22 protein-coding genes and 1 other RNA gene are annotated in these 24,773 nt (G+C 63.9%); 9 read left to right on the top strand and 14 right to left on the bottom strand.

The annotated features are described in order from the left end of the window. Positions 1 to 37: 37 nt before the first annotated feature. From VIG90_RS05970 to VIG90_RS05935, 8 genes are read left to right on the top strand one after another with little or no spacing between them, the layout of a single operon-like run. Positions 38 to 1,369 (top strand): replication-associated recombination protein A, encoded by a 1,332-nt coding sequence (locus VIG90_RS05970; RefSeq protein ID WP_331592562.1) that lies wholly within the window; start codon positions 38 to 40, stop codon positions 1,367 to 1,369. Then, complete coding sequence (locus VIG90_RS05965; RefSeq protein WP_331592561.1) at positions 1,366 to 2,220, top strand: hypothetical protein; 855 nt, start codon at positions 1,366 to 1,368, stop codon at positions 2,218 to 2,220. The genes VIG90_RS05970 and VIG90_RS05965 overlap by 4 nt, the downstream gene beginning before the upstream one ends. A 14-nt stretch (positions 2,221 to 2,234) precedes the next feature. Next, on the top strand, positions 2,235 to 2,630 hold the full coding sequence (gene crcB / locus VIG90_RS05960; RefSeq protein WP_331592560.1) for a fluoride efflux transporter CrcB: 396 nt from the start codon (positions 2,235 to 2,237) through the stop codon (positions 2,628 to 2,630). Continuing rightward, positions 2,627 to 3,796: an RluA family pseudouridine synthase gene (locus VIG90_RS05955; RefSeq protein WP_331592559.1), complete on the top strand. Its 1,170-nt coding sequence runs from the start codon at positions 2,627 to 2,629 to the stop codon at positions 3,794 to 3,796. Before crcB ends, VIG90_RS05955 begins: the two co-directional genes overlap by 4 nt. Positions 3,797 to 3,840: 44 nt before the next feature. Further along, positions 3,841 to 4,512, top strand: a complete 672-nt coding sequence (locus tag VIG90_RS05950) for an HAD-IA family hydrolase (RefSeq protein WP_331592557.1) — start codon at positions 3,841 to 3,843, stop codon at positions 4,510 to 4,512. Then, positions 4,509 to 4,763, top strand: coding sequence for a hypothetical protein (locus tag VIG90_RS05945; protein WP_331592556.1), 255 nt, complete (start codon positions 4,509 to 4,511; stop codon positions 4,761 to 4,763). Before VIG90_RS05950 ends, VIG90_RS05945 begins: the two co-directional genes overlap by 4 nt. After that, complete coding sequence (locus VIG90_RS05940) at positions 4,760 to 5,458, top strand: ATP12 family chaperone protein (protein ID WP_331592554.1); 699 nt, start codon at positions 4,760 to 4,762, stop codon at positions 5,456 to 5,458. The genes VIG90_RS05945 and VIG90_RS05940 overlap by 4 nt, the downstream gene beginning before the upstream one ends. Positions 5,459 to 5,488: 30 nt before the next feature. Continuing rightward, complete coding sequence (locus VIG90_RS05935) at positions 5,489 to 5,794, top strand: acylphosphatase (protein ID WP_331592552.1); 306 nt, start codon at positions 5,489 to 5,491, stop codon at positions 5,792 to 5,794. A gap of 153 nt (positions 5,795 to 5,947) precedes the next feature. On the opposite strand, the gene VIG90_RS05930 is transcribed toward VIG90_RS05935, so the two are convergent. The 7 genes from VIG90_RS05930 to VIG90_RS05900 all read right to left on the bottom strand — a co-directional run bounded on the left by VIG90_RS05930 (position 5,948) and on the right by VIG90_RS05900 (position 12,031). Continuing rightward, positions 5,948 to 7,423 (bottom strand): Do family serine endopeptidase, encoded by a 1,476-nt coding sequence (locus VIG90_RS05930; RefSeq protein WP_331592551.1) that lies wholly within the window; start codon positions 7,421 to 7,423, stop codon positions 5,948 to 5,950. Between the two features lie 90 nt (positions 7,424 to 7,513). After that, positions 7,514 to 8,155, bottom strand: a complete 642-nt coding sequence (gene gmk / locus VIG90_RS05925; RefSeq protein WP_331592550.1) for a guanylate kinase — start codon at positions 8,153 to 8,155, stop codon at positions 7,514 to 7,516. A 19-nt stretch (positions 8,156 to 8,174) separates the two neighbouring features. Then, a complete protein-coding gene (locus VIG90_RS05920) occupies positions 8,175 to 9,065 on the bottom strand; it encodes a YicC/YloC family endoribonuclease (RefSeq protein WP_331592549.1) in 891 nt (296 codons plus the stop codon). A gap of 96 nt (positions 9,066 to 9,161) precedes the next feature. After that, positions 9,162 to 10,556, bottom strand: a complete 1,395-nt coding sequence (gene fumC, locus VIG90_RS05915) for a class II fumarate hydratase (RefSeq protein WP_331592548.1) — start codon at positions 10,554 to 10,556, stop codon at positions 9,162 to 9,164. Between the two features lie 136 nt (positions 10,557 to 10,692). Further along, positions 10,693 to 11,190: an SspB family protein gene (locus VIG90_RS05910; protein ID WP_331592547.1), complete on the bottom strand. Its 498-nt coding sequence runs from the start codon at positions 11,188 to 11,190 to the stop codon at positions 10,693 to 10,695. A 105-nt stretch (positions 11,191 to 11,295) separates the two neighbouring features. Next, positions 11,296 to 11,646, bottom strand: a transfer-messenger RNA (tmRNA) gene (gene ssrA / locus VIG90_RS05905). A gap of 70 nt (positions 11,647 to 11,716) precedes the next feature. After that, a complete protein-coding gene (locus VIG90_RS05900) occupies positions 11,717 to 12,031 on the bottom strand; it encodes a hypothetical protein (RefSeq protein ID WP_331592546.1) in 315 nt (104 codons plus the stop codon). Between the two features lie 151 nt (positions 12,032 to 12,182). Here VIG90_RS05900 and VIG90_RS05895 point away from each other — a divergent pair, with 151 nt between their 5' ends. Beyond that, positions 12,183 to 12,653, top strand: coding sequence for an Lrp/AsnC family transcriptional regulator (locus VIG90_RS05895; RefSeq protein ID WP_331592545.1), 471 nt, complete (start codon positions 12,183 to 12,185; stop codon positions 12,651 to 12,653). Between the two features lie 24 nt (positions 12,654 to 12,677). Here VIG90_RS05895 and VIG90_RS05890 read toward each other — a convergent pair whose 3' ends face one another. The 7 genes from VIG90_RS05890 to rplK all read right to left on the bottom strand — a co-directional run bounded on the left by VIG90_RS05890 (position 12,678) and on the right by rplK (position 24,771). Continuing rightward, a complete protein-coding gene (locus VIG90_RS05890) occupies positions 12,678 to 13,625 on the bottom strand; it encodes a hypothetical protein (protein WP_331592544.1) in 948 nt (315 codons plus the stop codon). Positions 13,626 to 13,796: 171 nt separating this feature from the next. Beyond that, positions 13,797 to 17,954 carry a DNA-directed RNA polymerase subunit beta' gene (gene rpoC / locus VIG90_RS05885; RefSeq protein WP_331592543.1) on the bottom strand — a complete coding sequence of 1,386 codons (4,158 nt, stop codon included), beginning with the start codon at positions 17,952 to 17,954 and terminating at the stop codon, positions 13,797 to 13,799. 136 nt (positions 17,955 to 18,090) lie between these two features. After that, on the bottom strand, positions 18,091 to 22,185 hold the full coding sequence (gene rpoB, locus VIG90_RS05880; protein ID WP_331592542.1) for a DNA-directed RNA polymerase subunit beta: 4,095 nt from the start codon (positions 22,183 to 22,185) through the stop codon (positions 18,091 to 18,093). A 187-nt stretch (positions 22,186 to 22,372) separates the two neighbouring features. Beyond that, complete coding sequence (rplL, locus tag VIG90_RS05875) at positions 22,373 to 22,747, bottom strand: 50S ribosomal protein L7/L12 (RefSeq protein WP_331592541.1); 375 nt, start codon at positions 22,745 to 22,747, stop codon at positions 22,373 to 22,375. Positions 22,748 to 22,798: 51 nt separating this feature from the next. After that, positions 22,799 to 23,314 carry a 50S ribosomal protein L10 gene (gene rplJ / locus VIG90_RS05870; protein WP_331592540.1) on the bottom strand — a complete coding sequence of 172 codons (516 nt, stop codon included), beginning with the start codon at positions 23,312 to 23,314 and terminating at the stop codon, positions 22,799 to 22,801. Positions 23,315 to 23,670: 356 nt separating this feature from the next. Then, positions 23,671 to 24,372: a 50S ribosomal protein L1 gene (gene rplA, locus VIG90_RS05865; protein ID WP_331592539.1), complete on the bottom strand. Its 702-nt coding sequence runs from the start codon at positions 24,370 to 24,372 to the stop codon at positions 23,671 to 23,673. A 3-nt stretch (positions 24,373 to 24,375) separates the two neighbouring features. After that, on the bottom strand, positions 24,376 to 24,771 hold the full coding sequence (gene rplK / locus VIG90_RS05860) for a 50S ribosomal protein L11 (protein ID WP_331592538.1): 396 nt from the start codon (positions 24,769 to 24,771) through the stop codon (positions 24,376 to 24,378). Positions 24,772 to 24,773: the final 2 nt, after the last annotated feature.

Here is a 24,773-nt window from a genome sequence, read left to right as displayed (position 1 = left end):
GCTTGCCGCGCGCGTCCAGCGCGTTAGAACAGATGTTATGTCCGACCTGTTTGGAACCAGCACACCTCAAGAGTCCGCCGTCAAGGCCGAGCGCCAGCCGCTGCCGGAACGGTTGCGCCCCCGCGCACTGGAAGACGTGGTGGGGCAGGACCACCTCACCGGCCCGCACGGCGCGCTCACCCGCATGCTGGCGGGCGGCAAGCTGCCCAGCCTCATCCTGTGGGGGCCGCCCGGCACCGGCAAGACCACCATCGCCCGCCTGCTGGCGGACCGGGTTTCCTTGCATTTCGTGCAGATCTCCGCCGTGTTCTCCGGTGTTGCCGACCTGAAGAAAGCCTTCGAGCAGGCCCGCCAGCGCGCGCGGCTCGGTGAAGGCACGCTGCTGTTCGTGGATGAGATCCACCGCTTCAACCGCAGCCAGCAGGACGGCTTTCTCCCATACGTGGAAGACGGCACCGTCACGCTGGTGGGCGCGACCACCGAAAACCCCTCGTTCGAGCTGAACGCGGCGCTGCTCTCCCGTACGCAGGTTCTGGTGCTGAACCGGCTGGACGAAGCGGCGCTGGACGCCCTCCTCACCCGCGCCGAAGACGTCACCGGCAAGCCACTGCCGCTGACCGGAGAGGCCCGGGCCGCGCTCGTCGGCATGGCGGATGGCGATGGCCGCTTCCTGCTCAACAGCGCCGAGATGCTGATGGGCCTGCCCGCTGACGGGCCGATGGATCGGGAAGCGCTGTCGGAAGTGCTCTCGCGCCGCCTGCCGGTCTATGACAAGGACCGGGAGGGCCATTACAACCTGCTCAGCTGTTTCCACAAATCCTTGCGCGGCAGTGACGTGAACGCGGCCATGTACTGGGCGGCCCGCATGATTTCCGGCGGCGAGGAGCCGACCACCATTTTCCGCCGCCTCGCCTGCGCCGCCTCCGAAGACGTCGGGCTGGCCGATCCGCAGGCCATGGTGCAGGTCATCACCGCGTGGGAAGCCTTCGAGCGTGTCGGCTGGCCGGAGGGCCGCCTGTTCCTCGCGCAGGCCATCGCCTACGTGGCAACGGCGCCCAAGTCCAACGCTTCCTACAGCGCCTTCAACGAGGCGCTGGCGCTGGCCAAGCAGACCGGCTCCCTGCCGCCGCCCAAGCATATCCTGAACGCCCCGACCAAGCTGATGAAGGAACTGGGCTACCACGAGGGCTACAAGTACGATCACGACTTCCCCGACGCCTTTTCGGGTCAGGAGTTCTTCCCCGAGGAGCTGTCCGGCCCCAACCGGCCCGAATTCTACCAGCCCAACGAGCGCGGCTTCGAGCGGGATATCCGCAAGCGCCTCGACTACTGGGACTCGTTGCGGCGGAAGCGGCAGGGTAGCGCGTGACACCGTTCGAGCGCTTCGTTGCCGTAGACTGGACCGGAGCCAAAGGCCGCCTTCACAAGGCCATTGAAGTGGCGATCTGCGAGGCGGGAACGGCCGCCCCAGTTCGCGTTGCACCGCCGGAGAAATACTGGTCGCGCGAGGCCGTTCTAAGGTTCGTGCAGGCGCAGGCAGGCACCCGCACGCTTATCGGGTTTGATTTTTCCTTCGCCCCGCCATTCGATGACAAAGCAGGTTGTTATCTCCCCGGTACGGATGCACCGGAGACGGGACCGGAGTTCTGGTCTTATGTCGATGCCAGCGCACAGGACGAAGACCTCGGCGCGGGCGGGCTGATCGGCGGCGTTCTGCGTCCTCATTTCTACTTCGGCAAGGCCTCCGGAGAGCACAGCAGCTTCAGACGCTGGCGGAAGTGCGAAGAGCTGGTGCGCAAGCGTGGCTTTGGCTCGCCTGCCTCCGTTTTCATTTGCATAGGCCCCAGTCAGGTCGGCAGGGGCAGCTTTGCCGGGATGCGCCTGCTGCACCGGGCGCGCGCCAGCGGAATTCCCGTCTGGCCATTTGACGCGCTCCCCTTGGAGGGCCCGGTTCTCGTCGAAATCTACCCTCGTGCTTTTCTGCGGCTGGCCGGGGAGCGCGGCACCAAACTACGCTCGGGAGCCGAACTGGATGCAGCCCTTGCCGCACTCGGCTCCGATGCGACGGGGCTGGCTGGTTCGCTTCCCGACCATCTCACCGACGCGCTCGTCAGCAGCGCCGGGCTGCGGCATGTGGCGCAGAACCCGGCTCTCTGGTTGCCCGAGGCTTTGACCCCCGCCATCGCCCGCACCGAGGGATGGATTTTCGGCGTGGCTTGAGGCAAACGCAGAGCATGAGCATATTATCGCCTCTGCAGGCGGCCGGGCTCGTCGCGGTGGGCGGCGGCATCGGGGCCGTGGGCCGTTATTTCGCTGGCAAGGCCATGTTTGCGCTGGCTGGCGGCACTTTTCCATGGGGCACGCTCACTGTAAATGTGCTAGGAGGCCTGTTGATGGGCATCCTGACTGAGGTGCTGGCCCTTCGGGGAGGCAACGAAGCCCTTCGCCTGTTTATGGCGGTAGGCGTGCTCGGCGGTTTCACAACCTTTTCGAGTTACAGTCTGGAACTCGTTTTAATGTTGGAAAAGGGCCAGTTTTCCACGGCGGCGCTCTATGCGGCAGGCTCCATGACAGCCTCCGTTCTGGCGCTGATCTGCGGTTTATGGCTGATGAGGACGGTTTTGGCATGAGTAAGGTTACCGAAGCGATCGTATCGAATGAGGACGATGGCGTCCGCGTGGATCGCTGGTTCAAGCGGAACCGTCCCGATATTTCCTTCACCCTCGTCGCCCGCTGGGCGCGCACCGGCGCGCTGCGGGTGGACGGGCAGAAAGTGGCTCCGGGCGACCGGCTGGAAGCAGGCATGGTGCTGACCATCCCGCCCGTCGAGGACGTGGAGGAGCAGCCGCAGGTCTGGTCGAAGACGCCGACCGAGCTGACGCAGGACGAGATCGAATACGCCCAGAGTCTCGTCATCCACCGGGACGAGCACGCCATTGTCATCAACAAGCCGCCGGGGCTGGCGACGCAGGGCGGCACCGGCATGAAGACCCACGTGGACCGGCTGCTGGGCGCGCTGAAGTTCGGCCGCCCGGACAAGCCGCGCCTCGTCCACCGGCTGGACAAGGACACCTCCGGCGTGCTGCTGCTGGCCCGCACCGCCAACGCCGCCGGTTTCTTCTCCAAGGCGTTCTCGGGCCGCACCGCCAAGAAGGTTTACTGGGCGCTGGTTGTGGGTGATCCCAAGCCGGACGAGGGCATGATCGTTGCCCCGCTCGCCAAGATGCCGGGCACTGGCGGCGAGAAGATGACCATCGACGAGAAGGAAGGCCTGCCCGCCAAGACTCGCTACCGCACGATCGAGCGCGCGGGCACCAAGGCGGCATGGGTTGAGTTCGAGCCGCTGACCGGCCGCACCCACCAGATCCGCGTTCACGCCGCCGAGGCGCTGGGCTGCCCGATCGTGGGCGATGCCAAGTACGGCGGGGCCGAGGCGTTCCTGACCGGCGGCGTCAGCCGCAAGCTGCACCTGCACGCCCGCTCCCTCACCATCGAGCATCCGTCCGGCAAGCCGCTGTCCATCACCGCGCCCATGGCCCAGCACATGCTGGACAGCTGGGCGATGTTCGACTTCTCCAAGGATGTCGAGCCTCGGGAGACGATCGAAGGCTACGATCCGATGGCGGACAGCGGCGTTGCCGCCGGCGATCTGGCCAGCACCCGCAAGGGCTTCAAGAAGCGCCCCTCGTTCCAGCCCCGCACGGGCGAGGACTACGTGAAGGCCCGCTCCTTCGCCAAGCGCAACAGCCGCCGTGGCGCGCGCCGCCTAAAGAAGCCCAAGGGAAGGCCCGCATAACCGGCCCATCCAAGTAAAACAGGCACGAGTAAAGCAGTACCCGCATGACGCGTGATCCCCTTCTCGTCGTCTTCGATTGCGACGGCACCCTGGTGGACAGCCAGAACAACATCGTTCAGGCGCTGGCCCTCTGCTTCGGCAAGCACGGGCTGGAAGCGCCCTGCGTGCGCACGTGCCGCCGCATCGTCGGCCTGTCGCTGGTTGAGGCCATGCAGGCCATCCTCCCGGAGGCCGACCCCGAGCTGCACATCGCCCTGGCCCATGACTACAAGATGGCGTTCCGGGAGCTGCGCAACACTGGCGCGCTGGAGCATGAACCGCTGTTCGCCGGCACGCGTGAGGTGCTGGAGGCGCTGGAAGCGCGCGGCTCCATGCTGGGCGTTGCCACCGGCAAGTCGGACCGCGGCCTTCAGCTCTGTCTGGAACACCACAACATCCAGAACCATTTCGTCACGCTGCAAACGGCGGACCGGCACCCCTCCAAGCCCCACCCCTCCATGCTGCAAACCTGCATGGTGGAGACCAACTCCATGCCGGAGCGCACTGCCATGGTGGGCGATACGGTCTATGACATCAAAATGGCCGTGGCCGCCCGGGCCTTGCCGGTAGGCGTCGCGTGGGGCTATCACGAGCCCGAGGAACTGCTGGCGGCCGGTGCGGTTGCCGTCATCGAGCGTTACGAAGACCTGCACGACATTCTGGAGCGCCACCTGTGAACCAGTCCCACAAGATTGTGCTCAGCGTCGGCGGCATCGCCACCGTTGTGCTGCTTACCCTCAGCATCGTTCTGCTGGCCCGTCTGGAGCTGGGCGCGATCATCGGCTATGCGGAACCGGAAACAAGGAAGCTGGGGCTGAAGATGCTGGTCGCCTCCATGGCGCTCATGTTCACGCTCAGCCTGTGGGGCCTGCGGCTCATGCTGAAGGCTCCGCCCGAGGCTTCTGCAATGGATTCAACCGAGCAATGAAGCGTTTCTACAAATCCGTTTCCGTCGCCGCCGCTGATGGCGGCTACCAGATCCACCTTGACGGCCGCCCGGTGCGCACGCCGTCCAAGGCCCTGCTGGTTGTGCCCGCCAAGGCGCTCGCTGAAGCCATCGCCCACGAGTGGGATGCGCAGGTCGAGACCATCGAGCCCGCCGCCATGCCCCTCACGCGGCACGCCAACACCGTGCTGGACCGGGTCACGCCCCAGCGCGCGATGGTGACCGACGAGATCAGCCGCTACGGCGAGAGCGACCTCGTGTGTTACCGTGCCGAATGGCCTACCGACCTTGCCGAGCGGCAGGCCACCAGCTGGGATCCGCTGATCGACTGGGCCCGCCGCCGCTATGACGTCAACCTCTGCACCGTGCAGGGCATCATGCACCGCCCGCAGGCGGAGGACGCCCTGCAACGCCTTACTCAGGCTGTCGAGGCGCTGGAGGACTGGCAACTCGCCCCGCTGCACACCATCACCACCATCACCGGCTCGCTGGTGATCGGGCTGGCGCTGCTGGAAGGCGAAGTCTCCCCGCAAGCGGCGTTCGAGGCCGGGCAGCTGGACGAACTCTATCAGGTGGAAAAGTGGGGCGAGGATGCGCTGGCGCAGAAGGCCCGCGAAACCCGCCGGGTCGACCTGCTGTCCGCAGCAAAGTTCCTTGAGTTGCTGCGCGCGGCCTGAGCCGTTTCACCTATTCCGGGAGCGTACGATATGACGGAAGACTCTCCCCTCCCCGCTGGCCACAAAGCCGTCCGCGCCCGCATCTCGGGCCAGGTGCAGGGCGTCTGGTATCGCAAGTGGACCACCCTCAACGCCACCGAACTGGGGCTGGACGGGTGGGTTCGCAACCGTGAGGACGGCAGCGTCGAGGCCCTGTTCGTCGGCCCCGAAGCCAAGGTGGACGAAATGATCCAACGCTGCTGGCAGGGGCCGGCCCGTGCAGAGGTGACCGGCATCACGCTCGAGCCCACCCCCGGCATCACGGCCAGGGGCTTCACCCAGAAGCCAACGGTCTGATCTTACAAGCTTTTAAGAACTTCCTTGCAGGGGCGCGTGCCCGCTGCACCCGTCCGTCTGGGGAGGTGGTTCCTGCCGCTTCTCGAAACAGAAAAAAAGGGCGGCGCGAGGCTGTACCCGCACCGCCCTCCATGAAATCCACCCCAACCGCGCTTACTGGCGGCAGCTGACGTAAGCAGGCGGGCGCACCGCGCATTCGCCACGCTGGCCGCCGCGCTGGAAGCGGAAGCTGACGGCACCGGAGCCTGCCTGCGCGACGGCCTTTTCCAGCGCATCGACCGTGGCGACGGTGTTGCCGTTGATCGCCTCCAGAATGTCACCCGGTTGCAGCACGCCGATGCGTGCGGCCGGGGAATTGCGGGACATCTCGAGGATGATGACGCCCTGCTCCGGCAGGTTGCCGCCAAGCTCCACAGAGAGGGCGGGCGACAGGTTGGCGACCTTCACGCCACTGAACAGGCTGTTGCCGCTGAGCACGGTTTCATCGCGCTTGGGCACTTCCGGCGGGGCCATCATCGTGACCTTGATGTTCTGGGCCTTACCGTTGCGCAGCACGGTGAAGATGGCGGTGGAGCCGATCTGCTTGGTGGCGACACGGAACTGGAGTTCCGAGCTGTCCGTCACCTCCTTGCCGTCGATGGCGGTGATGATGTCGCCGGTCTTCAGGCCGCTCTTGGCGGCGGGGGACTGCGGGCTCAGCCGGTTCACCATCACGCCGCGCGGACGCTCGAGACCGACGGCGGAGGCGATGTCCGTATCGACTGCCTGACCCTCAACGCCAACCCACGGCCGCACCAGCTTGCCGGTTCCGGCCGCGCCGATGATGGAGCGGACCATGTTCACCGGCACGGCGAAGCCCACGCCCACCGAGCCGCCGGTGGGCGAGGCGATGAACGTGTTGATGCCGATGAGCTCGCCCGCCAGATTGACCAGCGCGCCGCCCGAATTGCCGGGGTTAATCGCTGCGTCCGTCTGGATGTAATACTGGTAGCCGGTCGGGCCGCCGCCCGAGCGCACGGCGGAGACGATGCCCTGCGTCACGGTCTGGCCCACGCCGAACGGGTTGCCGATGGCGATGGTGATGTCACCCACCTGCAACCGGTCGGAGTCGCCCAGCTGCATCACCGGCAGGTCCTTGCCGTTGGTGTTGATCTCGACAAGGGCGAGGTCGGAGCGCTCGTCCTGCAGGATGACCTTGCCCGGGAATTCGCGCCGGTCCGCCAGCACGACGGTAATCTCGTCCGCCTCGCCGACCACGTGGCGGTTGGTGACGATCAGGCCGTCCTTGCGCACGATGACGCCGCTGCCCAGCGAGTTCTGCACCCGCGGCTGGGCCTGCCGCCCGCCGAAGAAGAAGCGGAAGAACGGGTCTTCCATCATCGGCTGACGGCTGACGAGCGTCTTGGTGTAGATGTTAACCACGCTCGGGGAGACGCGCTGCACCACCGGAGCGTAAGAGAGCTGCACCTGTGCGGTTGATGTGGGAGCGACGCGCTGTGCCGTGTCGGTTTGCGCGGTCTGCGCGCCTGCGGTGGAGCCGTTGGTTGCGCCGTCAGGGCCGGTGGTGACGCCCCACGCAAGCCCGAGGCCCGCCACCAGCCCTGCACCAAGCCACATCAATGATCGCATATATGCAGCCTCTTTTTATCGTTTTGACAATCTCGCTCGCAGTCGGGCTAACCCCATGTCGGGCAACCCAATTCCGAACCCTTTCCCTATTTAGGGATTGAGCATCTCTTTCACAAACTCCGCGAGGCCGGTTTGTCGAGCCCGCTTGAGCCGTTCGGCGGCCAGAATGGTTTTCACCTGCGACAAGCAGCGCTCCAGATCATCGTTCACCAGCACATAGTCATACTCGGCCCAATGGCTGATCTCGTCGGCGGCGCGGGCCATGCGGCCCTGAATGACCTCTTCCGAATCCTGCGCGCGGCTGCGCAAACGGTGCTCCAGCGCCGCCATGCTGGGCGGCAGGATGAACACCCGCACCAGATCACCCTGCGCCTTCTGTGCGATCTGCTGGGTGCCCTGCCAGTCGATGTCGAACAGCACGTCCCGGCCCAGCGCCAGCGCCGTATCCACCGGGCCGCGCGGCGTGCCGTAGCGGTTGGAGAAAACCGTCGCCCACTCAAGGAAGGCATTGTCAGCCACCATGGAGTCGAAGCGGCTCTGATCAACGAAGTAATAGTCCTTGCCATCCACCTCGCCGGGGCGCGGCGCACGAGTCGTGGCGGACACGGACATGACGATGTTGCCGTCATCGGCCAGCAGCAGGCGCGAAAGCGTGGACTTGCCCGCCCCCGAGGGGGAGGACAACACGAACATCAAACCACGGCGTACGCCGGAGGAAACCACCGAGGGCATAAAACTTCAGCCTTCCACGCTATTCTATATTCTGCACCTGCTCGCGGAGTTGATCGATCGTCGCCTTGAGGTCAAGGCCGACCCGGTTCAGCTCCACGGTTGCAGACTTGTTGCACAGGGTTGTTGCCTCCCGGTTAAGCTCCTGCGCGAGGAAATCGAACTTGCGGCCCACCGGCCCGCCCGCCTTCAGGAGCCCGCATGCCTGCTCGATGTGCGCCTTGAGCCGGTCCAGCTCCTCGCGCACATCCGCCTTCACCGCGATCAGCGCCACTTCCTGCGCCACCCGGTCCGGGTCCACCCGCTTGTCGCCGCCCAGCAGGCTTTCGATCTGCGCCACCAGACGCTCGCGGATCATGCCTGGCTGCTCCCGCGCCACCGTGTCAGCCTCGCCGTGCAGAATGGCGATCCGGTCCAGCAGCGTCGTCAGGAGCGTGGCGATCTTCTCGCCCTCCACCGCCCGGTGCGCCTTGAGGCCTGCCACGGCTTGCTCCAGATCGGCCAGCATGGCGGCATGCAAGGCAGTGCGCGCCTCCTCGCCCAGCGCGGGCTCGCCTTCCACCACGCCCTTCAGGCTCAGCAGCTCGGCCGGCCCCGGCTTGGGCAGGCCATAGGTCTCGGCCAGCTCCAGCGCCGCCTTGGCGTACTGGTCCAGCAACGCGCGGTTGAGGGACAGGGTGCCGTTGCCGCCGGCAGGCGTGACCGTCAGCGCCGCATTCACCGAGCCGCGCGCCAGCCGGGCCTGCGCCAGACTGCGCACCCCCGGCTCCAGCGCCTCGAACCCCTGGGGCAGGCGCAGGCGCAACTCAAGGCTGCGGCCGTTGACCGACTTCAGTTCCCAGACCCAGGACCAGCCCTCGGCCTCGCCACTGGTGCGGGCAAAGCCCGTCATGCTGTGCAATGAGAGTTCCATGCCCCCGTGTGTGCCAGCCCCGCGCCCCGGACGCAAAGGAGAATCGCGGGCGTAACGGGAAGGTCTGCTCTGGACCCTTGCAGAGCCGTTAAGCCATCACCCGCCGGAGGGGCCAAGCATCCTCTCCGGCCGCACCACTTCATGGAAGCGCTCTTGCGTGATCAGCCCAAGCTCCAGTCCGGATTGCAGCAGTGTGGTGCCGTTGGCGTGGGCGTGCTTGGCGATCTTGGCGGCGTTGTCGTAGCCGATCTCGGGCGCAAGCGCCGTCACCAGCATCAGGCTTTCATTGATGATGGCATTCAGCCGCTCCATGTTCGGCTCGATGCCGACGACGCAGCGGTCCGTGAAGCTGCGCGCCCCGTCTGCCAGCAGACGAATGGATTGCAGCACGTTGTAGGCAATCACCGGCTTGAACACGTTCAGCTCGAAGTGGCCCTGGGCGCCGGCCACCGTCACGGTGGTGTGGTTGCCCATCACTTGCGCCGCCACCATCGTCAGGCTCTCCGCCTGTGTCGGGTTCACCTTGCCCGGCATGATGGAGGAACCCGGCTCGTTCTCCGGCAGCATCAGCTCGCCCAGCCCGCAACGCGGCCCGCTGCCGAGCAGGCGGATGTCGTTGGCAATCTTGTTGAGGCTAACCGCAATGGTGTTGAGCGCGCCCGAAAGCTCCACCATCGCGTCATGCGTGGCCAGCGCCTCGAACTTGTTGGGGGCAGTGACGAACGGCAGGCCTGTCAGCTCACGCAACTCCAGCGCGATGCTCTCCGCCCAGCCCGCGCGGGTGTTCAGCCCGGTTCCAACCGCCGTGCCGCCCTGCGCCAGTTCGTAGATGCGCGGCAGCGCCGCCCTCAGCCGCTCGATGCCCATGTCGACCTGATGGGCATAGCCGGAGAATTCCTGCCCCAGCGTCACGGGCGTTGCATCCTGCAGGTGGGTGCGGCCGATCTTGATGATGTCGGCCCATGCCTCCACCTTGGCTTCCAGCGCTTCCTGAAGATGCATGAGTGCGGGGATCAGGCGCTCCACCACCTCGCGGGCGGCAGCCACATGCATGGCGGTGGGAAAGGTGTCATTGGAGCTTTGCGCCTTGTTCACGTGGTCATTGGGGTGAACGGGATGCTTGCCGCCCCTGCCAGCCATCAGCAGCTCGTTGGCGCGCCCCGCGATCACCTCGTTGGCGTTCATGTTGGACTGGGTGCCCGAGCCTGTCTGCCAGATCACCAGCGGAAACTCGTCGTCGTGCCGCCCTTCGGCCACTTCCCGCGCCGCCGTTTCGATGGCCTGCGCCAGCTGCCCTTCCAGATCGCCCGCCCGTGCGTTCACCCGGGCCGCGGCCCACTTGATATAGCCAAGCGCATGAATGAGCGGCGCGGGCATGCGCTCGCTGCCGATGGGAAAGTTCTGGATCGAGCGTTGGGTCTGCGCGCCCCAGTACCGTTCACCGGGGACGTCGATAGGGCCGAAGCTGTCGGTTTCCGTGCGCGTTGCCATGGTCCGCTCCTCACCTGCTCAGGATACATCCTGACCAAAGGCTAGGCCCGGCCCGCAGCCGTTCAAGGGGCTAAAACGACAAACCGGGCCAGAAGCCTCTGACCCGGCGCGCTTTTCACCATGACGAGCGAAACCGTCAGGACTTCTTGCGGAAGCGATCCAGCGTGATGACGTTGCTGCCGGAGTCGGCCGGCGCTTCAGGATCAGCGGGAGCAGCCTCGGCCTCGGGCTCCTCGGCGGCGGCCACCGGCGGCAGCGCCTCTTCCTCCGCCTCGGGCGGCTGGAACTGAAGGCCGAAGTTCACGGCCGGATCGACGAAGCCGACCAGTGCCGCATAGGGCACCACGATGTGTGACGGCACCTGGTTGAACGACAGGCTTACTTCGAACCGGTCCTCATGCACTTCCAGATCCCAGTAGCGGTTCTGGAGCACGATGGTGATCTCGTCCGGGTATTTCTCGAGCAGCGCCTTGGGCAGTTCGACACCCGGATACCGGGTCTTGAAGGCAATGTAGAAATGGTGCTGACCCGGCAGGCCGCCGGTCTGCACGGATTTCAGGACACGTGCCACCACGCTGCGCAGGGCAGCCTGGACATAGTCTTCATAAGGAATGAGTGAATCTGTCGTCACCATGTCACCGTGCGGCACAGTCCCCTCGTCGTCAAGCTGCCGAAGGACCTTCGGTCGAAAATAGCAAAAAAATGGAGGGACTTCTGTTGCCCGGCGCCCTCCGTGCCGCGTTAGTGCTTCTGTTGCCCGGTGCACCACGGACCGCGCTTTGGTTGAAGTAACCTTACCCTATCGGGTTAGGTTACGCGGCCAGAGCGAATGCCTCGTTATCGTTGGCATTTGTCGATTTGACCAGTTTAACGGCTCAGTCAGGCCGGGCGAAAGCAATCGTCTTTGAACACACGTCGATCCTAGTTCACCCCCATCAGAAACGCCGCCAAACTTGCGGCGGCGCTTGTGGTGGAGGTGCCGGGTACCGCCCCCGGGTCCGCTGTGTCTATTTCACGACACCATTTATCGCCATAGCTGCCCGAAGGCAGCAGAGGGAATATAGGTGAGGCTGTCACAGATTTGAAGGGGCGGATTGAAAAGGCGGCCCAGAAATATCTGGACCGCCTACAGGAACGCAACACGGGGGGCTCGCACTCGATCAGATCAGGACTTCGGTTAGCTCCATCACGCCGCCTGCGGCGTTGGCGCGGGACTTGCGCGCCGCTTGGAACAGCCGAACGTTCCGTACCACCACCATCTGCTTCATCTTGGCGGCAATCACGCGGGCGGAGGCGTAATCGAGGTCCGGCACGGTCACGTCGACCTGCAAGGCTTCCTCGTCAATGCGGTGGGCGGCAAGGCTCTGGGGAATGTGGCTGTTCATGGCGAAGAACTCCAGCACGCGCGACAGCGCACCCGGGTCCTGTTCCGTCACCACCTGATAAGCATAACCCTGATCGCTCTGCATCACCATGACCGCACCTTTACTCCGTATCTCCGGGGCAGTTTTTGCCCTTGTTGAGTATGTTATACTGGGGTTCGGCTGGTTTTTCTTTTCTTTCTCGCTGCAGTGACGCAATCTTGTGGAAGATTTATGCACCGCCCAGCTTGAGAGAGACTGATTAATGCAATCCAACCTTGACCGCACAGACCGGAAGATTCTCACCCTGCTCCAGCAGGATGCCAGCCTGTCGGCGGCCGAGATCGCCGAGAAGGTGGGACTCTCTCAATCGCCCTGCTGGCGGCGCATCCAGCGCCTGAAGGAAGAAGGCTACATTCGCGCGCAGGTCGCGCTGCTCGACCGCAAGAAGCTGGGCCTCAACACCCAGATCTTTGCACAGGTGAAGCTCTCGGCCCATGGCCGCCAGCATCTGGACGAGTTTACGGCGGCCATCCGCCAGATTCCGGAAGTGCTGGAATGCTACGTCATGATGGGCGAGACGGACTTCAACCTGCGCATCGTTGCCGCCGACATTGAAGCCTACGAGCGGTTCTTCTTCGACACGCTGTCCAAGCTGCCCGGCGTACAGGAAATCAAATCCACCATCGCCCTCAGCGAGATCAAGAACACGACCGCCCTGCCGGTGGGAGCCTAGCCTTCAGGCAGGGCCCAGCCGCACTCAGTACTCGTCGTCAAGGTCCACTTCGCCGATGGCGGGCGACCATTCAGAATCGTCGGTCAGCAGGTCATCGTAGCCCGCCGCGAATGTCGGGACGAAATCAGGCGCGTCCTCGATGAACAGGTACGGCTCGATCAGCTCCAGCTCCATCAGCAGCAGGGAGCCGTCCTCGGCCCGCACCATGTCCACGCGCGCATGGAACAACTCCTCCGGCACGGACTCCAGCACATCCCGGGCATCGAGCAGATCGTCGGCAGAGGGCATGTATGGCTCGGCCGACCCGCCAAAGCTGGTCTGGATGCGGTAATCGCCCTTTTTCGGCCGCTTCACCACCGCATGGCTGAACTGGCCGTTGAAGAACAGGAAGCTGTACTCGCCCTCGCTCTGGATGGTGGAGAGGAACGGCTGGACCATGGCGGCGCCCGGCGGCAGATCGGCCTCGCTCGGCCAGGCCTCGCCCTTGGCGAACAGCACCTGACGCCAAGCCCTTGCCCCCACAACCGGCTTGATGACGATCCGATCGGTCCCGAAGGCGGCAAAGGCCGCCTCGGCGGCTTCCGGCGTTGCCTTGTCCACCCAGCGGGTCGGCACCATCTGCGCTCCGCGTTCGGCCAGATCCTTGAGGTAGGTCTTGTTCAGGTTCCAGCGGATGACGTCGAGGCTGTTGATCAGCCGGGTCTGCTCTGCAATCTCGGCAAGGCGGGCAAGGAACTGCTCCGGCCGCGCCGCATAGTCCCAGGTCACGGCGGTGATGGCGGCCTCGTAGCGCGACCAGTCGATGCCGTCCCCATCCCACTGCACGATCTGGATATCGCGCCCAACCTGCGCCAGTGCCTCACGCATCAGGTCGATCTGGGCATCGCCGATCGCAGCGGCAATGTAGCGGTTCTGTGCCTCCGGCATCATGTCTGCGGAGGCAAGCACGGCAACAACGGGATGGGAGGACACGGCGGCACCTGTGAGTAAGGTCGAGAAGGTTCTGCCCGTTTAGCCGGTTTCACAGACGTTTTGCAGGAATTTCTCGCCCCCGGGTGAAGGCGGAGCGGAACCCAAAGAAAAAGGCCGCCGGGATGATCCCGACGGCCCTTGTTCCTTAGGCCTTCCTTGCGGAGGCCGGTCTTACGACGCGGCTTCTTCCGGAGCCGGCAACGTCTTGGCAGCCTGAGCGGCCCGCAGCGCCACGTCGCGCGCATTGGCGGCAACGCGGATGCGGTTCACGCCTGCGCCGGTACCCGCCGGGATGAGGCGGCCGACGATAACGTTCTCCTTCAGGCCCGACAGGCGGTCCACCTTGCCCTGCACCGAAGCTTCGGTGAGCACGCGGGTGGTTTCCTGGAACGACGCGGCCGAAATGAACGAACGGGTCTGCAGCGAGGCCTTGGTGATGCCGAGCAGCACCGGCTTGCCTTCTGCAGGATCGCGGCCTTCCTTGACCAGCTTGGCGTTGATCTCGTCCATTTCCTCGCGGTCGACCTGCTCGCCCGGCAGCAGGGTCGAGTCACCGGACTTGGTGATCTCCACCTTCTGCAGCATCTGGCGAACGATCACCTCGATGTGCTTGTCGTTAATCTTCACGCCCTGCAAGCGGTAGACTTCCTGGATCTCGTTGGACAGATAGGCAGCCAGTGCCTCCACGCCCAGCACGTCCAGAATGTCGTGCGGATCCGGGTTGCCGTCCAGCAGGTACTCACCGCGGTGGATGAAGTCGCCTTCCTGCACCGAGATATGCTTGCCCTTCGGGATCAGGTACTCGACCGGATCCGAACCATCTTCCGGACGGATGATGATGCGGCGCTTGGTCTTGTAGTCCTTGCCGAATTCGACGCGGCCAGTGGCCTGTGCAATGACGCCGTGGTCCTTCGGCTTGCGAGCCTCGAACAGTTCGGCGACGCGCGGCAGACCGCCGGTGATGTCGCGGGTCTTGGCGGCTTCCAGCGGAATACGGGCGATCACGTCACCGGCGGCAACCTTGTCACCGTCGTTGACCGAGAGAATCGCGTCGACCGCCAGGAAGTAGCGGGCAGCTTCCGCCGAACCATCGGACTCATCGAACAGGGTGATGCGCGGACGCAGGTCGCCGCTCTTCGGCTGCGACTTCCAGTCCACCACCACCTTGCTGGTGATGCCGGTGGCTTCGTCGGTGTTCTCCGACAGCGAGACGCCTTCGATCAGGTCCTGGAACTTAATCACACCGGCCTTTTCGGTGATGATCGGGCGGGTGTACGGATCCCACTCGACCAGACGCTCGCCCTTGCTTACCTGCTCGCCTTCGCGCTTCAGGAGACGGGCGCCGTAGGCGATACGGTGCGAGGCGCGCTCGCGGCCATCCGCATCGATGAGCACCAGTTCCATGTTGCGGGCCATGGCGATGAGGCGGCCACGGCTGTCCTCGACGGTTGCGGTGTTGCGGAACATCACCTTGCCGTCCACGGACGCTTCGAACGAGGACTGCTCGGACACCTGCGCCGCGCCACCGATGTGGAACGTACGCATGGTCAGCTGCGTGCCCGGCTCACCGATCGACTGAGCGGCAATGACGCCGACAGCTTCACCGATGTTCACCGGCGTACCACGCGCCAGATCGCGGCCGTAGCAAGCGCCGCAGACGCCCTGGTCGGTTTCGCAGGTGAGAACCGAGCGGATCTTCATCGACTGAACGCCAGCGTTGGCGATCAGGGCGACTTCCGGCTCGTTCAGCAGCGTACCGGCCGGCACGATGACTTCGCTGGTCTTCGGGTCCAGCACGTCAATGGCAGCGGTACGGCCAAGGACGCGCTCGGCCAGGCTGACGATGACCTGACCGCCCTCGACGATCGCAGCCATCTCCAGACCGTTCTCGGTGCCGCAATCTTCCTCGACAATGACGCAGTCCTGCGACACGTCGACGAGACGACGGGTGAGATAACCCGAGTTCGCGGTCTTGAGCGCGGTGTCGGCCAGACCCTTACGGGCACCGTGGGTCGAGTTGAAGTACTCGAGAACGGTCAGGCCTTCCTTGAAGTTCGAGATGATCGGCGTTTCGATGATCTCGCCCGACGGTTTGGCCATGAGGCCGCGCATACCGGCGAGCTGCTTCATCTGGGCCTGCGAACCACGCGCACCCGAGTGAGCCATCATGTAGACCGAGTTGATGTCCAGCTCGCGGCCCGTCTCCGGGTCGACCGGGGTGGCGGAGATGCGCTTCATCATCGCGTCTGCCACCTTGTCACCGCACTGGGCCCAGGCGTCGACGACCTTGTTGTACTTCTCGCCCTGCGTGATGAGACCGTCCTGGTACTGCTGCTCGTATTCCTTCACGAGCGCCTTGGTCTCGTTCACCAGCTTTTCCTTCTCGGCCGGAATGACCATGTCATCCATGCCGAAGGAAATGCCGGCCATGCACGCGTGGCGGAAGCCCAGCGCCATGATGGCGTCGGCGAACAGCACCGTCTCCTTCTGGCCGCAGTGGCGGTACACGGTGTCGATCACATCGCCCAGTTCCTTCTTGGTCAGAAGGCGGTTGATGATCTCGAACGGCACCTTGTGCGACTTCGGCAGGGTCTCACCGATGAGCATGCGGCCCGGAGTGGTCTCCACACGCTTCAGGTAGGTGTTGCCGGCCTCGTCCGTCTGCGGAACGCGGGTGACGATTTTGGAGTGCAGCGTCACGGCCTTGGCAGCCAGAGCAGCGTGCACTTCCTTCAGGTCGGCCAGGACCATGCCCTCGCCTTCGACGCCCTTACGCTCCATCGACAGGTAATAGATGCCCAGCACCATGTCCTGCGACGGAACGATGATCGGCTTGCCGTTCGCCGGAGACAGGATGTTGTTGGTCGACATCATGAGGACGCGCGCTTCCAGCTGGGCCTCAAGGCTCAGCGGGACGTGCACGGCCATCTGGTCGCCGTCGAAGTCAGCGTTGAACGCAGCGCAGACCAGCGGGTGCAGCTGGATCGCCTTGCCCTCGATCAGCACCGGCTCGAACGCCTGAATGCCGAGACGGTGCAGGGTCGGCGCACGGTTCAGCATGACCGGGTGTTCGCGGATGACCTCGTCCAGGATGTCCCAGACTTCCTTGCGCTCCTTCTCCACCCACTTCTTGGCCTGCTTCAGGGTCATGGACAGACCCTTGGCATCAAGGCGCGAGTAGATGAACGGCTTGAACAGCTCCAGCGCCATCTTCTTCGGCAGGCCGCACTGGTGGAGCTTCAGTTCCGGACCGGTCACGATGACCGAGCGGCCCGAATAGTCCACGCGCTTGCCGAGCAGGTTCTGACGGAAACGGCCCTGCTTACCCTTCAGCATGTCGCTGAGGGACTTCAGCGGACGCTTGTTCGCACCGGTGATGGTGCGGCCACGGCGACCGTTGTCAAACAGAGCGTCCACAGCTTCCTGAAGCATACGCTTTTCGTTGCGGACGATGATGTCCGGCGCACGCAGCTCGATCAGACGCTTCAGACGGTTGTTACGGTTGATGACGCGGCGATACAGATCGTTCAGGTCCGACGTCGCGAAGCGGCCGCCATCCAGCGGAACCAGCGGACGCAGCTCGGGCGGAATGACCGGAACGACGGTCAGGATCATCCACTCCGGGCGGTTGCCGGAATCGATGAAGCTGTCGATGACGTTCAGCCGCTTGATGATCTTCTTCGGCTTCAGTTCCGACTTGGTCTGCTCCAGCTCCTCGCGCAGGCGCACGCGCTCGGCCTCGAGGTCGAGGCTGATCAGCAGTTCACGAATGGCTTCAGCGCCGATGCCGGCGGTGAAGGCGTCTTCGCCGTGCTCTTCCTGGGCTTCGAAGATCTGGTCTTCGGTCAGCAGCTGGTACTTCTTGAGCGGGGTGAGGCCCGGCTCAATGACCACGAAGTTCTCGAAGTACAGAACCCGCTCCAGGTCCTTCAGCGGCATGTCGAGCAGCAGGCCGATGCGGCTCGGCAGCGACTTCAGGAACCAGATGTGAGCAACCGGAGCAGCCAGCTCGATGTGAGCCATGCGCTCGCGGCGCACCTTGGAGACGGTGACTTCAACGCCACACTTCTCGCAGGTGATGCCCTTGTACTTCATGCGCTTGTACTTGCCGCACAAGCACTCGTAATCCTTGATCGGACCGAAGATGCGGGCGCAGAACAGGCCGTCGCGCTCCGGCTTGAAGGTCCGGTAGTTGATGGTCTCCGGCTTCTTGATCTCGCCGAACGACCAGCTCTTGATCCGCTCCGGCGATGCGATCGAGATCTTGATGCTGTCAAACGTCTCCGGCTTCTGGGCCGGATTGAAGAAATTCACCAGTTCCTGGTTCATGCGTAGGTCCTCTGAACCGAAGGCTCGATGCTAAGCTGTCCGTAGCGAGAGCCGCCACACCACGGACGGCCGCCTGTCGCCAAAGCCCTCTTCGGGCTGCCCTTCCGGGCGGCTAACAGGCGGCTCCCGCCGTTTCTTACTCCTCGTCCGCCGTCTGAAGCTCGACGTTGAGGCCAAGCGAACGCATTTCCTTGACCAGCACGTTGAACGACTCGGGGATACCGGCTTCGAAGGTATCGTCGCCCTTGACGATAGCTTCGTACACCTTGGTACGGCCCACCACGTCGTCCGACTTCACCGTCAGCATTTCCTGCAGGGCGTAGGCCGCGCCGTAAGCCTGCAGGGCCCACACTTCCATTTCACCGAAGCGCTGGCCACCGAACTGGGCCTTACCACCCAGCGGCTGCTGGGTCACAAGGCTGTACGGGCCGATCGAGCGGGCGTGGATCTTGTCGTCGACCAAGTGGTGGAGCTTCAGCATGTAGATGTAGCCCACGGTCACCTTGCGGTCGAAGCGCTCGCCGGTCCGGCCGTCGTGCAGATCGACCTGACCCGAGCCATGCAGACCCGCCATCTCCAGCATGTCGGACACGTCCTTCGGCGTCGCGCCGTCGAACACCGGCGTTGCCATCGGCACGCCCGAGGTCAGGTTGGAAGCCAGTTCCACCACCTGCTCGTCCGCCATGTTGGACACTTCGTCATACTGCCAGCCGTAGATGGCCTTCAGGCGCTCGCGGATCGCCGCGGTATCCTGACGACCGTTCTGGTAGAAGGAGTCCAGCATGTCCTTGATCTGGACGCCGAGACCGCGAGCGGCCCAGCCCAGGTGCGTCTCGAAGATCTGACCCACGTTCATGCGCGACGGCACGCCCAGCGGGTTCAGCACGATGTCCACGTGCGTACCGTCCTCGAGGAACGGCATGTCTTCGATCGGCAGGATGCGGGAAATAACACCCTTGTTACCGTGACGGCCTGCCATCTTGTCGCCCGGCTGCAGCTTGCGCTTCACCGCGACGAAGACCTTGACCATCTTCAGCACGCCCGGCGGCAGTTCGTCACCGCGCTGCAGCTTCTCGACCTTCTCCTCGAACCGCTTCTCGAGACCCTTGCGAGCCTCTTCCCACTGGTCCTTCAGAGCTTCGATATGGGTCTGCAGTTCGTCATTCGCAATAGCGAACTTCCACCATTCGTGGCGCGGCGTCTCGGCCAGCACCTCTTCGGTGATCTCCGAACCCTTCTTGAAGCCCTTCGGACCCGATGCGGCAGCCTGACCGACCAGGACGTCCTTCAGGCGGACGTAGGTGGAACGGTCCAGAATGGCGCGCTCGTCCTCGCGGTCCTTGGCCAGGCGCTCGATTTCCTCGCGCTCGATGGCCATGGCACGCTCGTCCTTCTCGACGCCATGACGGTTGAAGACGCGGACCTCGACGACCGTACCGGCAACGCCCGGCGGCAGGCGCAGGGACGTGTCGCGCACGTCAGAAGCCTTCTCGCCGAAGATGGCGCGCAGAAGCTTTTCTTCCGGCGTCATCGGGCTTTCGCCCTTCGGCGTGATCTTGCCGACGAGGATATCGCCCGGGTGCACCTCGGCGCCGATGTACACGATGCCAGCCTCGTCGAGGTTGCGCAGCGCTTCTTCACCGACGTTCGGGATGTCGCGGGTGATGTCTTCCGGCCCAAGCTTGGTATCGCGAGCCATCACCTCGAACTCTTCGATGTGGATCGAGGTGAAGATGTCTTCCTTCACGATCCGCTCGGAGATGAGGATGGAGTCCTCGTAGTTGTAGCCGTTCCACGGCATGAATGCGACGAGGACGTTACGGCCCAGCGCGAGTTCGCCCAGCTCGGTGGACGGACCGTCGGCGATGATGTCGCCCTTGGCCACCACGTCGCCCACCTTCACCAGCGGACGCTGGTTGATGCAGGTGTTCTGGTTCGAACGCTGGAACTTCAGCAGGGTGTAGATGTCCACTGCCGACCGGCCCGGCTCCACGTCTTCCGTGGCGCGGATCACGATACGGGTGGCGTCCACCTGGTCGATGATGCCGCCGCGGCGGGCTGCGATGGCAGCACCCGAGTCACGGGCCACCGTTGCTTCCATGCCGGTGCCGACGAACGGCGCCTCGGCGCGGACGAGCGGCACGGCCTGACGCTGCATGTTCGAGCCCATCAGCGCGCGGTTCGCGTCGTCGTTTTCCAGGAACGGAATGAGCGACGCTGCGACCGACACCAGCTGCTTGGGGCTGACGTCCATGAGGGTGATCTGCTCGCGCGGCGCGACGAGGAATTCGCCCGCTTCACGAGCCGAGACCAGCTCTTCCGCCAGACCGCCATTCTCATCGGTCAGGGAGTTTGCCTGAGCGATGGTATGACGTTGCTCTTCCATGGCCGACAGGTACACGACCTCATCGGTCACCTTACCGTCGATCACCTTGCGGTACGGCGTCTCGATGAAACCGTACTTGTTGACGCGGCTGTAGGTGGCCAGCGAGTTGATCAGACCGATGTTCGGACCTTCCGGGGTCTCAATCGGGCAGATACGGCCGTAGTGGGTCGGGTGAACGTCGCGCACTTCGAAACCGGCGCGCTCACGGGTCAGACCGCCCGGCCCAAGTGCCGAAACGCGGCGCTTGTGCGTCACTTCGGACAGCGGGTTGGTCTGGTCCATGAACTGCGACAGCTGCGACGAACCGAAGAACTCACGCACAGCGGCCACAGCCGGCTTGGCGTTGATGAGATCGTTCGGCATCACGGTGTCGATGTCCACCGACGACATGCGCTCCTTCACGGCGCGCTCCATGCGCAGCAGGCCGACGCGGTACTGGTTCTCCAGCAGCTCGCCCACCGAACGCACGCGGCGGTTGCCGAGGTTGTCGATGTCGTCGATTTCGCCCTTGCCGTCCTTCAGGTCGATCAGGGTCTTGATGACCGAAAGAATGTCTTCCTTGCGCAGGACGGTCACGTCATCCGGGCATTCCAGCTCCAGACGCATGTTCATCTTCACGCGGCCGACAGCCGACAGGTCGTAACGCTCCGGATCGAAGAACAGCCCGTGGAACAGGCCTTCTGCGGTCTCGCGGGTCGGCGGCTCGCCAGGGCGCATCACGCGGTAGATTTCGGCCAGAGCGTGGTCACGCTCCTCGACCTTGTCCGCCATCAGGGTGTTGCGCAGCCACGGGCCGATGTTGACGTGATCGATGTCCAGCACGTCGAGACGGTCGAAACCGGCAGCGTCGAGCTTGGCAAGGTTGTCCTTGCTCACCTCGTCGCCGGCCTCGATGTAAATCTCGCCGGTCTTCTCGTTGATCATGTCATAGGCGGCGTATTTGCCGAAGATCTCGTCGGTCGGGATCAGCAGCTCGGTCAGGCCGTCGTTGGCAGCCTTGCGGGCAGCGCGCGGCGTGATCTTCTGGTTGGCCGGGAACACAACCTCGCCGGTGGCGGAATCAACCACGTCGTAGGTCGGCTTCTGACCGCGCCACTGCTCAGCAACGTAGGGAACGCTCCAGCCTTCGGTGGAACGCTTCCAGGTCACCCGGTTGTAGAACTGATTCAGGATCTCTTCCGAGTGCAGGCCCAGCGCATACAGCAGCGTCGTGACCGGCAGCTTGCGCTTGCGGTCGATGCGGACGTTGACGATGTCCTTGGCGTCGAACTCGAAGTCCAGCCACGAGCCGCGGTACGGAATCACGCGGGCGGCGAACAGGTACTTGCCCGACGAGTGGGTCTTGCCCTTGTCGTGGTCGAAGAACACGCCCGGCGAACGGTGCATCTGGGAGACGATGACGCGCTCGGTGCCGTTGATGATAAAGGTGCCGTTCTCGGTCATGAGCGGCATGTCGCCCATGTACACGTCCTGCTCCTTGATATCGAGCACGGAACGGGCACCGGTGTCCTGATCCACTTCAAAAACGATCAGACGCAGGGTCACACGCATCGGCGCAGCATAGGTCATGCCACGCTGACGGCACTCGTCAACGTCGTACTTCGGGTCTTCAAGCTCGTAGCGAACGAAATCCAGCTCGGCGGTACCGGCAAAGTCGCGGATCGGGAAGACCGACCGCAGCGTCTTTTCCAGACCGGACACGTAGTTGGGCAACGAGCGCAAAAACTGCTCGTAGCTCTCACGCTGCACTTCGATAAGATTCGGCATCTCCACGACTTCGCGGATACGGCCGAAGGTCTTGCGGATGCGCTTGCGTCCCGTGAACGACGTCGCCTGGGTGGCCATGGGTATGTTCGTCCTCGTTCGTTCAGATCAATTGCCGGCTTGCGGCGAAGGTACCGGCGTTGCACCGGCTGGGCCCTTTAACGCATACTAACTACCGAAAACGCCGTCGGGGTGCGTCGCTCCGGGCCTGGAGCGGCGCACCCCTTTGACGCTGAGGCCGAAGCGAAACCGCTTCAGCCGAAGCGGCTTACTTCAGCTCGACGGTAGCGCCGGCTTCTTCAAGCTGCTTCTTGATCTTCTCAGCTTCGTCCTTCGTTGCGCCTTCCTTCACGGCCTTCGGAGCGCCTTCGACCAGAGCCTTGGCTTCGGTCAGGCCCAGGCCGGTGATGGCGCGGACTTCCTTAATCACGTTGATCTTCTTGCCGCCGTCGGACACGAGAACGACGTCGAACTCGGTCTTCTCTTCAGCAGCCGGAGCAGCAGCAGCGCCCGGAGCAGCAGCAACGGCGACAGCAGCAGCTGCCGAAACGCCCCACTTCTCTTCGAGCATCTTGGCCAGCTCAGCAGCTTCCAGGACGGTCAGGGCAGACAGATCATCAACCAGTTTCGCAAGGTCAGCCATTTCAATTCTCCAATGGGACGCGTCAATGCGTCCAAATCAAGTCTTTTAAGGTTAAGCGGCTTCTTTCTCGGCATAAGCCGAGACAACGCGAGCCACCTTGGTAGCCGGTGCGCCAACGACGCGCGCGATCTTGGTAGCCGGGGCATTGATAAGACCCACGAGCGTACCGCGCAGTTCGTCGAGCGACGGCAGGGAGGCCAGCGCTTTCACGCCATTGACGTCGAGGACGGTCGAACCCATCGCACCGCCGACAATTTCGATCTTGTCGGTGGTCTTTGCGAAGTCCACGACCACCTTGGCAGCAGCCACGGGATCGATGGAGGTCGACAGGGCCGTCGGGCCGGTCAGCAGCGGGCTGATCGACGAGTACGGGGTGCCCTCGGCGGCAATGCGAGCGAGCCGGTTCTTCGCCACTTTGAAGGTGGCACCGGCAGCCTGCATCTTTCTCCGGAGATCGTTCACCTGGGCGACGGTCAGACCGAGATTCCGGGTGACCACGACCACTGACGTCTCAGAGAAGGTAGCATTGAGCGCGGAGACCATCTCCTTTTTCTGGACTCTGTCCATGCTCTTACTCCTTCATGGCCGGTCTGCTTGCGCTTTCCGGCCGGTTGAGCCGAGACCCGATTGATACCGGATCTCTAAGCCCGTCCGTGGGGTCATCCCGACACCCGCGTCAGTTCGGCCTGGTGGCTGTCCCTTGCGGTTGGCTCCGCGATCGCACCGCGAGAACCATAAAGTCTCGTTTCCCCGTCTGTGTAGGCTTTGCCGATTAAGCGCCTTCGGGACCGAAGTCCGTTCGGCGCGCCTGCAGTCTCGGACGGATGCCGCCTGCACTGCCTCGGGATTGCTCCGTTGTCAAATGCGGACGGCGATACCCTGCCCGGCACAGGTCCGGGCAGGGAATTCCTGCAGCGCCAGACTTAGATGGCGCCGTTGACGTTGGCAACGTCCACCTTCACGCCCGGGCCCATGGTGGAGCTCAGAGCGATCTTGGTGAGGTACTTGCCCTTTGCGCCCGACGGCTTCGCCTTGACGATGGCGTCGACGAAAGCGTCGAAGTTCGCGCGCAGGTCTTCAGCCGTGAACGAGGCCTTGCCGAGGCGGGCGTGGATGATACCAGCCTTCTCGACGCGGAACTCGACCTGACCGCCCTTGGCAGCCTTGACGGCGTCAGCAACGTTCGGGGTCACGGTGCCCAGCTTCGGGTTCGGCATCATGCCCTTCGGACCGAGGATCTTGGCGACGCGGCCAATCAGACCCATCATGTCCGGGGTGGCGATGCAGCGATCGAAGTTGATGTTGCCCTTGGAAACCTGATCGATCAGGTCGTCGGCGCCAACAACGTCTGCACCAGCGGCCAGAGCTTCTTCAGCCTTGGCTTCCTTGGCGAACACGGCAACGCGAACGGTCTTGCCCGTGCCCTTCGGCAGGGTGGTGACGCCGCGGACCATCTGGTCGGCGTGACGCGGGTCGACGTTCAGGTTGATCGCGACTTCGATCGTCTCGTCGAACTTGGAGACGGCGTTCTGCTTCACCAGACCGATGGCCTCATCGATGGTGTAAAGCTTCTGACGATCGACCGTCGGGGCGAGCTTCTGCATGCGCTTGGACAGCTTAGCCATGGTTTAGCCCTCCACAACCTGAAGGCCCATGGAACGGGCCGTGCCTTCGATGGACCGCATCGCAGCCTCGATATCGGTCGTGTTGAGATCCGGCAGCTTGGTCTCGGCGACCTTGCGCACGTCCTCACGGGTTACCTTGCCCACGAAGCCCTTGCCCGGGGTGGCGGCACCCTTGGTGATCTTGGCAGCCTTTGCCAGCAGGTAGTCTGCCGGCGGCGTCTTCATCACGAAGGAGAAGGAGCGGTCGCCGTACACGGTGATGATCACCGGGATCGGGGTGCCCTTTTCCAGTTCCTGCGTCTTGGCGTTGAACGCCTTGCAGAATTCCATGATGTTCACACCGCGCTGACCCAGAGCCGGACCGATCGGCGGGCTCGGGTTGGCGGCGCCGGCCGGCACCT

This window comes from Pedomonas sp., from assembly GCF_036515995.1.
Classification (GTDB): domain Bacteria; phylum Pseudomonadota; class Alphaproteobacteria; order Sphingomonadales; family Sphingomonadaceae; genus Pedomonas.
The sequence above is the reverse complement of the archived record's forward strand: the minus strand, read 5'-3'. Positions and strand labels throughout refer to the sequence as shown.

Coding starts and splice junctions, on each gene's coding strand:
- VIG90_RS05910 (WP_331592547.1), bottom strand. CDS start 11,190: ATGGTGACGACAGATTCACTCATTCCTTATGAAGACTATGTCCAGGCT.
- VIG90_RS05935 (WP_331592552.1), top strand. CDS start 5,489: ATGACGGAAGACTCTCCCCTCCCCGCTGGCCACAAAGCCGTCCGCGCC.
- VIG90_RS05930 (WP_331592551.1), bottom strand. CDS start 7,423: ATGCGATCATTGATGTGGCTTGGTGCAGGGCTGGTGGCGGGCCTCGGG.
- crcB (WP_331592560.1), top strand. CDS start 2,235: ATGAGCATATTATCGCCTCTGCAGGCGGCCGGGCTCGTCGCGGTGGGC.
- VIG90_RS05955 (WP_331592559.1), top strand. CDS start 2,627: ATGAGTAAGGTTACCGAAGCGATCGTATCGAATGAGGACGATGGCGTC.
- rplL (WP_331592541.1), bottom strand. CDS start 22,747: ATGGCTGACCTTGCGAAACTGGTTGATGATCTGTCTGCCCTGACCGTC.
- rplA (WP_331592539.1), bottom strand. CDS start 24,372: ATGGCTAAGCTGTCCAAGCGCATGCAGAAGCTCGCCCCGACGGTCGAT.
- VIG90_RS05900 (WP_331592546.1), bottom strand. CDS start 12,031: ATGGTGATGCAGAGCGATCAGGGTTATGCTTATCAGGTGGTGACGGAA.
- gmk (WP_331592550.1), bottom strand. CDS start 8,155: ATGCCCTCGGTGGTTTCCTCCGGCGTACGCCGTGGTTTGATGTTCGTG.
- fumC (WP_331592548.1), bottom strand. CDS start 10,556: ATGGCAACGCGCACGGAAACCGACAGCTTCGGCCCTATCGACGTCCCC.
- rpoC (WP_331592543.1), bottom strand. CDS start 17,954: ATGAACCAGGAACTGGTGAATTTCTTCAATCCGGCCCAGAAGCCGGAG.
- VIG90_RS05940 (WP_331592554.1), top strand. CDS start 4,760: ATGAAGCGTTTCTACAAATCCGTTTCCGTCGCCGCCGCTGATGGCGGC.
- VIG90_RS05970 (WP_331592562.1), top strand. CDS start 38: ATGTCCGACCTGTTTGGAACCAGCACACCTCAAGAGTCCGCCGTCAAG.
- VIG90_RS05920 (WP_331592549.1), bottom strand. CDS start 9,065: ATGGAACTCTCATTGCACAGCATGACGGGCTTTGCCCGCACCAGTGGC.
- VIG90_RS05895 (WP_331592545.1), top strand. CDS start 12,183: ATGCAATCCAACCTTGACCGCACAGACCGGAAGATTCTCACCCTGCTC.
- VIG90_RS05950 (WP_331592557.1), top strand. CDS start 3,841: ATGACGCGTGATCCCCTTCTCGTCGTCTTCGATTGCGACGGCACCCTG.
- rplJ (WP_331592540.1), bottom strand. CDS start 23,314: ATGGACAGAGTCCAGAAAAAGGAGATGGTCTCCGCGCTCAATGCTACC.
- rpoB (WP_331592542.1), bottom strand. CDS start 22,185: ATGGCCACCCAGGCGACGTCGTTCACGGGACGCAAGCGCATCCGCAAG.